Annotated in this window: 8 protein-coding genes; 4 read left to right on the forward strand and 4 right to left on the reverse strand. The window is 55.2% G+C overall.

What is annotated here, in order from left to right:
* Nucleotides 1-304: 304 nt before the first annotated feature.
* The 3 genes from yegD to F3I44_RS02195 all read right to left on the reverse strand — a co-directional run bounded on the left by yegD (nucleotide 305) and on the right by F3I44_RS02195 (nucleotide 5,846).
* Nucleotides 305-1,657 (reverse strand): molecular chaperone, encoded by a 1,353-nt coding sequence (gene yegD, locus F3I44_RS02185; RefSeq protein WP_150019256.1) that lies wholly within the window; start codon nucleotides 1,655-1,657, stop codon nucleotides 305-307.
* Nucleotides 1,658-1,732: 75 nt separating this feature from the next.
* Entirely contained in the window at nucleotides 1,733-5,068 is a 3,336-nt protein-coding gene (locus F3I44_RS02190; protein WP_150019257.1) for a diguanylate cyclase, read from the reverse strand.
* A gap of 163 nt (nucleotides 5,069-5,231) precedes the next feature.
* On the reverse strand, nucleotides 5,232-5,846 hold the full coding sequence (locus tag F3I44_RS02195) for a phosphatase PAP2 family protein (RefSeq protein ID WP_150010373.1): 615 nt from the start codon (nucleotides 5,844-5,846) through the stop codon (nucleotides 5,232-5,234).
* 284 nt (nucleotides 5,847-6,130) lie between these two features.
* Here F3I44_RS02195 and udk point away from each other — a divergent pair, with 284 nt between their 5' ends.
* From udk to asmA, 3 genes are all read left to right on the forward strand, one after another.
* Entirely contained in the window at nucleotides 6,131-6,772 is a 642-nt protein-coding gene (gene udk, locus F3I44_RS02200) for a uridine kinase (RefSeq protein WP_004571279.1), read from the forward strand.
* 81 nt (nucleotides 6,773-6,853) lie between these two features.
* Complete coding sequence (gene dcd, locus F3I44_RS02205; protein WP_150010371.1) at nucleotides 6,854-7,435, forward strand: dCTP deaminase; 582 nt, start codon at nucleotides 6,854-6,856, stop codon at nucleotides 7,433-7,435.
* Between the two features lie 12 nt (nucleotides 7,436-7,447).
* Complete coding sequence (gene asmA / locus F3I44_RS02210) at nucleotides 7,448-9,271, forward strand: outer membrane assembly protein AsmA (RefSeq protein ID WP_150010369.1); 1,824 nt, start codon at nucleotides 7,448-7,450, stop codon at nucleotides 9,269-9,271.
* A gap of 30 nt (nucleotides 9,272-9,301) precedes the next feature.
* Here the strand turns inward: asmA and F3I44_RS02215 are convergent, their stop codons facing one another.
* Nucleotides 9,302-10,873: a TerC family protein gene (locus tag F3I44_RS02215; protein ID WP_150019258.1), complete on the reverse strand. Its 1,572-nt coding sequence runs from the start codon at nucleotides 10,871-10,873 to the stop codon at nucleotides 9,302-9,304.
* Between the two features lie 790 nt (nucleotides 10,874-11,663).
* Here F3I44_RS02215 and wbaP point away from each other — a divergent pair.
* A complete protein-coding gene (gene wbaP / locus F3I44_RS02220; RefSeq protein WP_150010365.1) occupies nucleotides 11,664-13,097 on the forward strand; it encodes an undecaprenyl-phosphate galactose phosphotransferase WbaP in 1,434 nt (477 codons plus the stop codon).
* Nucleotides 13,098-13,315 lie beyond the last annotated feature (218 nt).

Genomic DNA, 13,315 nt, shown 5'->3' on the forward strand with positions numbered 1-13,315 from the left:
CGCTCACGCGGTACCTTCGGCTTTGACGTCGTGCCGACGAACCGTTCGGGGCTGGCCGGCCCCGAACTGTCCACGCTTCCCGGCGTGGACTTCTGGCCCACCGTCACGCCTCAGCGCTGCGGATAGCCCTCTCAGCAGCAGAGGCGCTCAGGCCTTCACTCTCGTGCCCTTTTTAACAATACACACTGAAGTTTCAGAGCAGGCCCCTGCCCGGCACCAGATTGCGTTATCACCTGTCGCTTAACTGACTGGCATTACACCTTCAGGTGCCGTTTTTTTGATTACAGAGCAGGGCATAGCACGATTAGCGGAACATCACTTCCGCCCAGCGCGCCAGCCCTGCGGTGACGGAGGCGAAATCATCGCCACCGGCATTCGGCGTGTCCGGCAGCGTCTGCTGCAGCGCTGCGCGCAGCAGTGGCGAACGCGCACTGCCGCCGGTCAGGTAAATGACATCGGGCTTGATCTGGCTGGTGGCCAGCGCGAGCTGCACCTGCTCAAGAATTTTCTCCAGCGGCTGACTGATGGCGTCCTGCAGCTGACTCACCCCAATCTCTGTCTCTAATGCCGCGGCAACAAAGTCCAGTGAAGCGGTATGCACCGGGCTGGCAGACAGCGCAATCTTGCTCTCTTCTGCCGCACGCACCAGCCGGTAACTGAGCTTCTGCTGCCACACTTTCAGCAGGCGAGCCACGACGTCACCCTGTTCAGCATCCCGCACCAGATCCCGCAGCCACTTACCGCAGGCCGGACTGTAAAAGTCACTCTGCGCCGGAACATCATTGATAGCGATGGCGTTCCACCACGGCAGGGCAGGCAGCGCGGTGCCTTTCAGGGTGTTACCGCCCAGGCCCAGCAACGGCATCAGGGTCTTAAACGTCAGCATGATATCCAGGTCGTTTCCGCCCACGCGGCAACCGCTGTGACCCAGCAGGCTTTCACGGCGGTCCGCCTTATCACGCCATTTTGGTCCCATCAGCAACATCGAGCAGTCAGTCGTACCGCCGCCGATATCCACCACCAGAACCGTCGTCTCCTGCTTCAGCGTCGCTTCGAAATCGAGTCCGGCAGCGACCGGCTCAAACTGGAATTCCACGTCGCGGAAACCGGCGCGGTGGGCGGCGCGCAGCAGAATGCCTTCTGCCTGCTGGTTAGACTCTTCGCTGCCCAAGCCCTGGAAGTTGACCGGCCGCCCGATTACCGCCTGATCGATGGCCTGATCAAGCTGGCTTTCACCCCGCTGGCGGATGTGCAGCATCATGGCGCAGACCAGATCTTCAAACAGGGCGATCTGCTGCGGCTTCAGGCCACTGGCACCGAGGAACGATTTGGGGGATTTAACGAACCAGACATCTTCGGGGTCGACCATGTAATGCTGCAGCGCGGTGAGGCCGAACTGCACGCTGTTGGGCTGGACCTCGATATCCTCTTCGCGGTTATAACGCATCGCACGCTGCAGCAGCGCCGTGGTCTCGCTGTCTGGTGTCGCCACCTGATGATGACGATAGAGCCATTCGCTAATCGACTCGCGGGTCGGCGCACAGATCATTGACGGCAGCAGGCGCTGATCATTTTCCAGCGTTAACAGACGTGGCGCGCCATTTTCGCTGACTGCAATGGAGCAGTTAGCCGTGCCGTAATCGAATCCTATGAACATTTTCGCCCCCATGCCGGAAAAAAGGGGGCGACTTTAGCGCAGCTTCAGCAGGGTGGCAAGCAGGCAGCGCGGGAATTAACGGATAGCGAAGATGTGATCTTCAGCCAGTGAACGCAACGGCTGGCGCTCGGCTACGGCACTGCCCCAGACGCCATCCACGTCAAGGGTAGCCAGCGTGCTGAGTACGGCGGGCACTGAAATCGGACCGGCCAGCACCGAGATATTACGCTGTGTTGCCAGGCCCTGAATGATGGTCAGCAGCATCTCGTCCATCAGGTTATTATGAACGTTAGCAACCAGTTCAGGGGCCAGCACCAGATAATCAACCACTTCGTTACTCAGCAGATTGAAGGCATCCAGATTACGGCCAAAATGCTGCAACACGATACGACAGCCACACTGACGCAGTTGCATCAGCGCGGCATAGAGCTGGTCGCCTTTGCTGAGCACGCTGGCGGCAGGGAAAGCTAAACCACAGCGGCTGTCACAGAGACCCTCAGCAACAAAGCGCTGACAGAGTTGCTGCACGAAGGCGGCATCGCTCAGTACCTGTGCATTGAGTGGCAGGATCACCGGAATGCCTTTGTTATTGAGCTTCTGCACATCATGACGGAAAAAAGCATCCACAATAGCGTTATCCAGCCGGCGACGCAGCGAATCGTCAGGCAGGTTATTGCGCAGCAACGTTTCATCCACCAGCAACCCATCAGCCGTTAATAACTGCACCTCAAGCAGCCAGATAAAGGCCGCCTGCGGTGTTTTGGGCGGTGCCACGGCCCAGGCTGGCAGTTCAATCTGCAGCGCATCAACCATTGCTGCATTCATGCCCTGATGATTACCTGGCAGCGGTAACCGATGCTGTTCATAGATGACCAGCCGTCCGCGTCCGCTGCGTTTGGCGTTATAACAGGCGATATCCGCCTGCGAAAGCACGTCGCCGCTCTGGCAGTTATCCGCTGAAATCTGCGTTACGCCCGCGCTGGCCCCCACATGATAAAGGCGGCCCAGCCACTGGAACCGGTAATCATTGACCGCGGCGACGATGCGCTGCACCACGTCACGTGCCTGAGCGACTTCGCAATCGGGCATCAGCAGCGCAAACTCGTCGCCGCCCAGTCGGGCCAGGAAATCGCTGCTGCGCAGATGGTGCTGCATTAAATCGGAGAGCTCACGCAGTAACGCATCGCCTGCGGCGTGTCCGGCGCTGTCGTTGACCGCTTTAAACTTATCCAGGTCGATAAACACCAGCACATGCTGATGCTGATGCTCAGCGGCATCAAACAGCAGGCGCTTAAGCTGAAGCTCGAAACTGGCACGGTTCGGCAGGCGGGTCAGAGTGTCATGCAGCGCGCTGTAGCTCAGCCGCTTCATCAGTTTGCGCGATTCGCTGACATCCTGAATAACCATTACGGCACCCTGTTCCAGGCCCGCTTCGGAGCGCAACGGCGTGATGCTGTAGTGAATATCGATATGACCGCCATCGGGCGTATGCAGCACCAGATCTTCCGCGAGCCCGGGGGTGATTTTTTCCGCTGGTAGCTGGCATAACAGCAGATTCTCGACTTCGGGACCGTTACGCCCCTGAGTGATATGCAGCAGTTCACTCAGGGGCTGACCGGCTGCCTGTTCCTGCGACAGGCCACTCATCTTCTCAGCTACCGGGTTCATAAAGGCGACGCGCATCTCTTTATCGGTGCTGATTACCGCTTCGCCGATGGAATCCAGGGTGATCGCCATGCGCTCTTTCTCCTGGAACAGCGCTTCATTCAGGTTGCGGAGTGGCGTGATATCCTGGCAGATACCCAGCATGCGCTCAATGCGCCCCTCTTTGCTCAGTTGCCGGTTAGCCTGGGTACGTACCCAGCGCTGTCCTTCAGCATTGACTACGCGATACTCCATGTGAAACGCGCTGCGTAGTTCAATTGCCTGCTGTACCGTCATCGCGGCATATTCCCGATCGGCGGTGTGCAGCAGATGGATCCAGAGGTCATAGCTGGGTGACTCATGCGGCGCAAGGCCAAACAGGGCGTACATGCGCTTGTCCCACAACATCTCGCCGGTCAGCAGGTTCCACTCCCACACGCCGATGCCGCCCGCCTCGTTGGCCAGCGTAATACGCTCCATCAGCCGGCGGTTTACCTGCTCACTCTGCTTCAGCTCTGAGATATCGATAATCTGCGCAATAAAGTAGAGCGGGGCATGACTGCTGTCGCGCACCAGCGAGACCGTCAGCCGCGCCCAGACAATTTCGCCATCCTTACGGAAATAGCGCTTTTCGAAAGTATAAGTATCAATCTCGCCTTTCAGCAGCCGACTCACATGCTGCAGATCGAGTGACAGATCGTCGGGATGGGTAATCTGCTGAAAGGTCAGACGCTTCAGCTCTTCTGCCGGATAACCCAGAGTCTGACAGAGAGATCGATTCACCTGCAGCCAGTTGCCCTCCGGTGCGACGAGCGCCATACCGATGGCGGAGTACTCCATAGCATGCCGGAAGCGGGTTTCGCTGTCGGTAATGTGGAGTTTTTCGCGTCGGGACGCATCCATCACCAGCGACATAATGTGGCTGGGGATTAACACCAGCAAAAACGGCAGCCATCTGGAGACCGGGCCGAGGGCGCTATTGTTATTGACCACGTTGACCAAATCAAACGCCAGCAGCATCGAGATAAAACTGGCGTTCAGGAAGAACAGGACAAATGCCTGCAGCTTGGGCAGGCGAACGGCGCACCAGAACAGGATCACCACAATAAAGGTAAAGGGCCACGGCAAAAAACGCAGTGCCAGATAACTGGCTCCGAGGGTAAGCAGCAGCGTCAGCAGAGATTCGGCCAGGCGCAGATCGCTGAACTGTGCGCGCCGCAGCGGCCAGGGCAGCAACAGCAGCATCGGGCCTAACACCAGCATGCCGATGATCTCGGAAATGACCCAGGTATAAAAGAAGGGAAATGAAGCGTGGCCACTGACCTGCAGCGTCCAGAGCGCGAGCAGGCCGCCGAGCAGCGGGGTCACGATGCCGACTGATAACACCATCCTTGCCCAATCATGCAGCGAGTTCAGCGGCGCGCGCCTATCCAGCAGGGCGCGCAGCAGCATGCCACCCACGCCGGCCTGAATAAGATTAAGCAGCGCGAATTTAATATTAGCGAGGGCAGGTCCGATGATGATGGCATTCGCCCCCGCGGTGCCCAGCACACAGGCGGTCAGCAGCAGCGGCAGCTGTCGCGACGGGCAGCGGAAAACCACGACGGTCATTAAGGTGGTCGGGAACCAGAGCGGGGAAATCTTCCCACTGACAACAATCAGTTCAAGACAGAACATCGTCAGGACAAACACCACGCAGCCAAGCACCAGGGCCGAGAGCCAGCGGTTTGGCATATTATTTTGCGGGGAAAGGATCTCTATCGTCATGCGGACTTCCGGCAGGGTGCAGGGCTCCGCAACGGCGAATCAGGCACCAGTCATTCTCTGACTGCATGCTAGCACATTCGGCAAAGAAAAAAGGTGTGAAATCAATATTGCCCGTTATTCGGCGAATTGACGGGCAGGGTAAAAATGATTGCCAGCGTATTGATTACTGGCGGAAAAGGTCGGCGCGGGTGTAGGGTTTCTCCAGGCCCGCGAGGCTGGCGGAGAAGCGCTCCAGAAACTGCTGCGTCGTCGCGACGCGACCGTGACCCATTAATACAAACGGCACTAACAGCGCGGCACCCACCTGTGGCCAGCTGAAGCCTTTTAATGAGGTACGGCGCTGGGAGATCAGAAACGCGGTGCTCAGCGTAAAGCCCAGCAGCAGACCGGTAGCGACCTCACTTTTAGAGTGGGCGTGGATCACCAGGCGGGAGAAACCGACCATCAGGGGGATCAGATAACCGACGCCAATCGCCGCGATGCGCCACACGGCTTTCCAGCGTCCGGAAATCAGCCATAACATGACCGGCCACAGCGTGGCGGACATGGCGCTGTGACCGCTGAAACCGGTGAAATTAAAGCGGGCGCTGCCAATGCCAAATCCCAGAAACAGGATTTTCGAGAGGCTGACTGTCAGCCCAGCCAGGCCAAAGGCCACAATCCAGTAAAAGACCGTAAGACGATTGTCACTCTTCCACGGCAAAATCAGCGCAATAATCACCGCTGTCGGAATCAACAGCATGCTGTCGCCAAAATAGGTCAAAGTCTTCCAGTGCATACCACTCCTGATGCATCATTCGGTCGGAACGTTTGTGGCACGCGTCATCAGAACAGCGTGCCGTGCAGGCCATTTTATTTATTGTAGGGTGTGACGTTAGTTTATCGGTGAAATGAGTGGCGTCCAAAGGAGAAAGTCTGAAAAGTCGCCGACGCCATTTTTGTGGCATCAAAAGGCCGAAATCCCTATACTTAGCGCGAACACACCCTCTCCATTTCGGCCCGTCCACTGCCCGCGTAATGTGTGACCAGTGGCAGGCTCCAGTTATCAGGTCCTAAAATAGTATGACTGACAAGTCTCATCAGTGCGTGATTGTAGGCATTGCCGGCGCTTCCGCATCCGGTAAAAGTTTAATTGCCAGCACGCTCTATCGTGAAATCCGTGATCAGGTAGGTGACGAGCACATTGGGGTTATCCCGGAAGATGCTTATTACAAAGATCAAAGTCACCTCACCATGGAAGAGAGGGTTAAAACCAATTATGACCATCCGAGTGCGATGGATCATGATTTGCTGTTGCAGCATCTGCAGGCGGTGAAAGCCGGTCAGGATATTGAGCTGCCGGTTTACAGCTATGTTGAACACACCCGCACCCAGCAAACGCAACACCTGAAGGCCAAAAAGGTCATTATCCTTGAAGGTATTCTGCTTTTAACCGATGCCCGTCTGCGCCAGGAACTCAATTTCTCTATCTTTGTGGATACGCCACTCGATATCTGTCTGATGCGCCGCATGAAACGTGACGTCAATGAGCGTGGCCGTTCAATGGATTCAGTCATGAGTCAGTATCAGAAGACCGTGCGTCCGATGTTCCTGCAGTTTATCGAGCCATCAAAACAGTACGCCGATATTATTGTGCCGCGCGGCGGAAAAAACCGTATCGCCATCGATATTCTCAAGGCGAAAATCAACCAGTTTTTTGAATAACGCACGTCCGTCCGGACGTGGTGCAGACCGGCGGCAGGCACGCATGCCGGTTTGCTACACTAATGTCATGGAGTTACCGCAATGAGATTATGCGATCGCGATATCGAAGCCTGGCTGGACAGTGGCAAACTGGCCATTGAACCGCGGCCGCCGGTCGAGCGCATTAATGGAGCCACGGTCGATGTGCGTCTGGGCAATCAGTTCCGTACCTTCAGCGGTCATACCGCGGCTTTTATCGACCTGAGCGGCCCAAAACAGGAAGTGAGTGCGGCACTGGACCGGGTGATGAGCGATGAGATCGTACTGCCTGATGGCGAAGCCTTTTTCCTTCATCCGGGTGAACTGGCGCTGGCGGTGACGCTGGAGTCCGTGACCCTGCCCGATGATCTGGTCGGCTGGCTGGATGGCCGCTCTTCGCTGGCGCGTCTCGGGCTGATGGTTCACGTGACGGCTCACCGCATTGATCCAGGCTGGCAGGGCCGTATCGTGCTGGAGTTTTACAATTCAGGTAAACTGCCGCTGGCGCTGCGTCCCGGTATGTTAATCGGCGCGTTGAGTTTTGAACCGCTTTCAGGCCCGGCTGCACGCCCCTATAACCGGCGTGAAGATGCGAAATATCGCGGTCAGCAGGGCGCTGATGCCAGCCGTATCGATAAAGACTGATTTGAGGATGTAATGAAAAGAGTGATAACCACGCTGGCCATCCTGTTAGTGGTGGTCGTAACGGGAATGAGCGCGCTGGTGCTGCTGGTCAATCCCAACGACTTTCGTGCCTATATGGTGCAACAGGTCGAACAACGCAGTGGTTATCGCCTTGACGTCAGCAGCGATCTGCGCTGGCACGTCTGGCCTCAGCTCAGCATCCTGGCAGGGCGGATGAGTCTCACCGCGCCGGGTGCCAGCCAGCCGCTGGTCTCGGCAGAAAATATGCGGCTTGATGTTGATCTCTGGCCTCTCTTATCCCACCAGCTCAGCGTCAGCCAGGTGCTGTTGAAAAATGCGATTGTGCGGGTCACGCCAGAGAGCAGCGCGCAGCGTGCTAAAAATGCGCCTCAGGGGCCGCGCGATGCGGAGCCCGCCTCGGCGTCCAGCGGCTGGTCATTTGATATCGCTAAACTGCGGGTAGCCGACAGTCTGCTTATCTGGCAGCAGCCGGGCGGCGACGAATATAATTTCCGCGACCTCAACATCAATATGGAACAGGACGCGAACAAGCTGGCGACCCTGTCGCTGAGCACCAGCCTGATGCGTAATCAGCGCAACGCGACCCTGAATCTCAAAGGCCAGCTCGATGCCGCGCAATATCCCCATCGTCTCAGCGGCCAGCTGCAGCAGCTTGATTACGCCCTCTCCGGTGCCGATATCCCGGTTCAGGGAATCAAAGGCTCACTGAGCCTGCAGGGCGAATGGAATGGCGACCGCCAGCAGTTCTCCTTCAGCAATCTGCAGCTCACTGCCAACGACAGTATGCTGACCGGCCAGGGCAGCGGACAGGTTGCCCTGCCACAGCAGCTCGTGCTGGATCTGAAAGCCAGCACGCTAAATCTTGATAATTTACTCACCAGCACGCCTGTCCCGGAAACACCTGGCGTGCAGCATGCTACTGTGGCCCGTTCGCCAGTGATTGCGGCCCCCCGGGAGCGCAGCAATGCCGACTCTCCGCTGAATGACCTGAACCTGGCGCTGAAATTACAGGCGGACAGTGTGGTGTGGCGCGGCCTCTCCCTGACCGGCCTTGTGGTAAACGCCAGCAACCAGCAGGGACTGATGACACTAAACACGCTCAGCGGCAAACTGGGCAATGGCAGCTTCTCGGTTCCCGGCAGCATTGATATTCGTCAGCCGGAAACGCAGGTCAGCCTGAAACCCCAACTCCGGTTGATTGCCATTCAGCCACTGCTTAAAGCGTTTGAACTGCCGGAAAGCCTGCAGGGAAATCTGAGTCTTGATGGCGAGCTGTCGGGCAATACGCTGACTGTTGACGCGGCCAAACGAAGCTGGCAGGGCAGGGCGACCGTCAGCGCCAGTAACCTGAAGCTGGCACAGCTTAATCTGCAGCAGATGGTGCAGCGTGCCGTGGCACGGGTCAGTGATAAAGTCAGTAGTCAGGAAGCTGTCGATGAAGGCATTGAGTCGATCAGTGGTCAGGTCGCGCTGAATAAAGGCGTTATCAGCTTCAGCGATATCAATGGCAATGGTCAGAATCTGGGCCTGCAGGGCGCGGGTAAAGTCGACATGGTGCAGCAACAGCTCGACGTCACGCTGGGGCTGAAAATCAGTGGCTGGCATGGGGACGAGGCGCTGGTGAAGACGCTCTCCAGTCAGCCGGTTCCACTGCGTATGTATGGTGACTGGAACAGCCTGCAATATTCTCTGCCGGTGGATGCCGTGCTGCGTGACCGTCTTCAGAGTGAAGCGAAGTCCCGGCTGAATCAGTGGATCGATCGTCAGAAAGAGGGCGAGAACAAAGAGAACCTGAAGAAAATCATGCGCCCGTAGCGGGCGCATGCTGTCAACCTGGTTGACTGCTTACACCTCGTCATCGTTATCGGGCTGCAGCAGAATTTCGACTTTCTGAATCCGATGATTTTCCACCTGCAGGGTTCGCAGCAGATAATCACCCAGCTGCAACATTTCCCCCTCCTGAGGGATATGTTGCAGCTTATCCATCAGTAAACCTGCCAGCGTATGATAGTCACGCTGCTCGTCCAACGGCAATTTCACATAAAGCGCCAGATCTTCCAGCGGCATATGGCCGTTGGCAATCCAGTGTCCCTCACCCTGAATCTGAATATCGTAGCGGGCATCAATCTCTCCCGCCTCATTCGGCAGATTACCGGCGATGGTCTCCATCACATCGCTCAGCGTCACCACGCCCTCCACTGACCCAAACTCATCCACGACAAAAGCAAAGTGAGTGTGAGCCTGACGGAACTGTTCCAGCGCCTGCAACAGGGTCAGCCGCTCAGGAAAGACCAGCGGCTGACGAATCAGGGCGCGCAGATCGAGTGAATTATGGTGCAGCGACTGGTGCAGCAGATCGATAACGTGCACCACGCCCAGCGGTTCGCTGGAGTTGTCTGTTATCAGGATGCGCGTGTGCTGATTGCGGTCGAGGCGTGACATGATCTCGGCCGGATCGTCATTAAGGTCGATATGGTCGACGTCATGGCGCGACGTCATGATGCTGTTAACGTGGCGCTGACCCATGCCCAGCACCCGGGCAATCATCACCCGTTCCTGGCGGTTGAACAGCATGCTGGCGTCGCTGTCAGCAATCAGGGACGACGTTTTCGCATCCAGTTCCGCCGGTTCCGCGGCACCCCGCAGCATCCGTAACACCGCTTCCGCCGTGCGCTGGCGCAGCGGGCGACCCGCCGACAGCACACGGCGACGGTTAAAGTGAGCCAGCTGGTTCAGTGCCTCAATGATTACCGAGAAGCCGATAGCCGCGTAGAGATAGCCTTTAGGTATGACAAAGCCAAAGCCCTCCGCCACCAGGCTGAAGCCAATCATCAGCAGGAAGCTTAAGCAGAGGATGACAATAGTAGGATGGTTATTCACAAAGCGGGTCAGCGGCTTGCTGGCAAGCAGCATTAGCAGAATAGCGATGGTGACCGCAATCATCATGACCGGCAGATCATTTACCATGCCGACGGCGGTAATCACCGCATCCAGCGAGAAGATGGCATCCAGCACCACGATTTGCGCCACCACCGGCCAGAATTTAGCGCCGCCTTTTTGTTGACCGGCATCTTCATCATGACCTTCAAGGCGCGCATTCAACTCTGTTGTGGCTTTAAATAACAGGAAAATCCCGCCTGACAGCAGCAGTAAGTCGCGCGCACTAAAGGGGTGGCCCGCCAGCGTAACCCAGGGTTCTTTGAGCGTAACCAGCCAGGAAAGCGAAGCCAGCAGCAATAAGCGGCACACTAACGCCAGTAGCAGTCCGATAACGCGTGCGCGGTCGCGCAGGGGGCCGGGAAGTTTCTCAACCAGGATGGCAATGAAGATCAGATTGTCGATGCCTAAAACCAGTTCCAGAACGATTAGCGTTACTAATCCCGCCCATAGCGAGGGATCTGCAATTACCTCCAGCATGCGTTGTTCACCTGAATGTCTTAAATTGGGTTTTCTCTGATGATAGTGGAGTGCGAAGCCGCGTACAAATGGCAGGGCAGGGGAGGATAACCCGCACAGCGCAATATATCGTGCAAAATCTGAACATAACAGTGTGACGCTTTGATTAAATTCACAGGGTTCAGGGGAGACTATTCTGAGTCATTTGGTCACGGGAAAGTGATATTCACCTGCCGGGCTTATGAGATTTATCCCACCGCGAGTATGGCATTAATCCGAATTGTACAGAAAGGATTGCACTGCCTGTCAGGCATCAATACTAATTGCTGGTAGTCTTTTTCCTAAAATAGTCCAGGGATGGCGGGACCTGCTTGTAAACAAGCCAGTAATAACTAGTATAGCAACAAGTTAGCAAACTCTGCCCCAGAGTCGTAATTTGCGTACCGATTCTACATTAATCGCAATGTAAGGAATCAGTAATTCATCTATGAACACTTGTATGATGAGTTACGGTTACCTGTTACTGGGAGCAATATGAATGATGACAGCGATATTGGCAGCGACAGCCAAGGGCGGTAGCGTGCCTGAATCGCGTTTTTCGTTGATTAAATGAGCAATGCTGGCGGTGATTAAAGTCAGAGTAATCTGTTGGTATTCATCACAATATTATTGGTGTCATGGTTAAGATCACGGGCGTAAACGCCGCAGGAGCTCCCCTTAGAAACGGCTCAGTCTGGAAAGGTTTCATCGCTTAACGATTAAACAGGCGATAGCCGTTGCGGGTTTAAGGAAATAAAATAAAGAGTTAAATATGCGCGATACAGAATTTACGTTTAAAAGTCTTATTACCAAATTAATGCTGGCATGTTCAGATTTAATTTGTTTCAACGCAGCGTTATTTGTGGCGATGATGCTAATTAATGCTCAGTCAGGTTCGCCGCTGGCAGATATTTCTGAAAAAGAAATGAATTTAAAAATTGCCACACACATTTGTCTGTCGGTAATTTGTATTGGCTGGTTCTGGGTAAGGCTGCGTCACTACACTTACCGCAAACCTTTCTGGTTCGAATTAAAAGAAGTTTTTCGTACCATTCTTATATTTTCTGTTATCGACCTGTCGATTACCGCGCTGTCACAATGGCAGATGTCGCGTTTTGTCTGGTTACTGACCTGGGTACTGGCGCTGATTTTGATTCCGACCTGTCGCGCGCTGGCAAAACGTCTGCTGAATAAAAATGGCTTGTGGAAAAAACAGACCATTATTATCGGCAGCAGCAAAAATGCGCACGAAGCCTGGCAGGCGCTGCAAAGCGAAGAGGTCATGGGATTTGACGTCATCGCCTTCTATGACGTTGATGGAACCTGTCCTCAGGAGATCATGAACGGCGTACCGGTTCTGCGCGACGAACAGGAACTCTGGAGCCTGACGAACAGCGAAACCCAGTTTATCGTGGCAGTAGAATATGAGCAGAGTCAGTATCGTGATGTGTGGCTCAAATCGCTGGCGATGCACAACTGCCGTTCAGTTTCTGTCATCCCGACGCTGCGTGGTGTACCGCTTTACGGTACGGATATGGCCTATATCTTCAGCCACGAAGTGATGATATTGCGCGTTCAGAATAACCTGGCAAAACGCACTTCGCGTTTCCTGAAGCGAGCCTTTGATATCGTCGGTGCGTTGTCGATTATTCTGATGCTGATGCCAGCGCTGCTGGTGCTGGGCTTCCTGGTTGGCCGTGATGGCGGACCCCCGATTTATGGTCACGAACGTGTCGGCATGAATGGCCGTAAATTCAAATGTCTGAAGTTCCGTTCGATGGTGATTAATTCAAAAGAAGTGCTGGAAGAAGTGCTTCGTACCGATCCGATTGCGCGTGCGGAATGGGATAAAGATTTCAAACTCAAAAATGATCCACGTATTACTAAAGTGGGCCACTTCATCCGTAAAACTAGCCTCGATGAGTTGCCTCAGCTCTGGAACGTAGTGCGCGGTGATATGAGTCTGGTCGGGCCTCGTCCGGTCATTGAAGATGAACTCTGTCGTTATGCTGGTGATGTTGATTATTACCTGATGGCTAAACCAGGCATGACGGGATTGTGGCAGGTCAGCGGTCGTAATGATGTTGACTATGAAACCCGCGTCTATTTCGACTCGTGGTACGTGAAAAACTGGTCACTGTGGAATGACATCGCCATTCTGTTTAAAACAGTGGGCGTGGTGTTGAAACGCGACGGTGCCTATTAATCGTGAGTCGGAATGAGCGTGCTCACGCGCGCTCCGAGGTGTTATGCCGTTGTCAGGCGTGTCGTTAATAGCGGCCATCATCAGGGATATCGCAGTGCATCCAGAGTCCGCTATGATGCAAGGCGTTTCGGGTACACCCTGATTGATGGCCACTACTTATAACAAGTGGAGCAAGGATAATGAACGACAGGTTCAGAGCTTAAGGCTTAAGTCAGCCA

Origin of the sequence: Pantoea sp. F_5, assembly GCF_008631595.1 — a bacterium.
Lineage (GTDB): Bacteria > Pseudomonadota > Gammaproteobacteria > Enterobacterales > Enterobacteriaceae > Pantoea > Pantoea gossypiicola.

Excerpts from the sequence above, each read along its gene's own strand:
- yegD (WP_150019256.1), bottom strand. The coding sequence starts at position 1,657 with ATGTTCATAGGATTCGATTACGGCACGGCTAACTGCTCCATTGCAGTC.
- F3I44_RS02190 (WP_150019257.1), bottom strand. The coding sequence starts at position 5,068 with ATGACGATAGAGATCCTTTCCCCGCAAAATAATATGCCAAACCGCTGG.
- F3I44_RS02195 (WP_150010373.1), bottom strand. The coding sequence starts at position 5,846 with ATGCACTGGAAGACTTTGACCTATTTTGGCGACAGCATGCTGTTGATT.
- udk (WP_004571279.1), top strand. The coding sequence starts at position 6,131 with ATGACTGACAAGTCTCATCAGTGCGTGATTGTAGGCATTGCCGGCGCT.
- dcd (WP_150010371.1), top strand. The coding sequence starts at position 6,854 with ATGAGATTATGCGATCGCGATATCGAAGCCTGGCTGGACAGTGGCAAA.
- asmA (WP_150010369.1), top strand. The coding sequence starts at position 7,448 with ATGAAAAGAGTGATAACCACGCTGGCCATCCTGTTAGTGGTGGTCGTA.
- F3I44_RS02215 (WP_150019258.1), bottom strand. The coding sequence starts at position 10,873 with ATGCTGGAGGTAATTGCAGATCCCTCGCTATGGGCGGGATTAGTAACG.
- wbaP (WP_150010365.1), top strand. The coding sequence starts at position 11,664 with ATGCGCGATACAGAATTTACGTTTAAAAGTCTTATTACCAAATTAATG.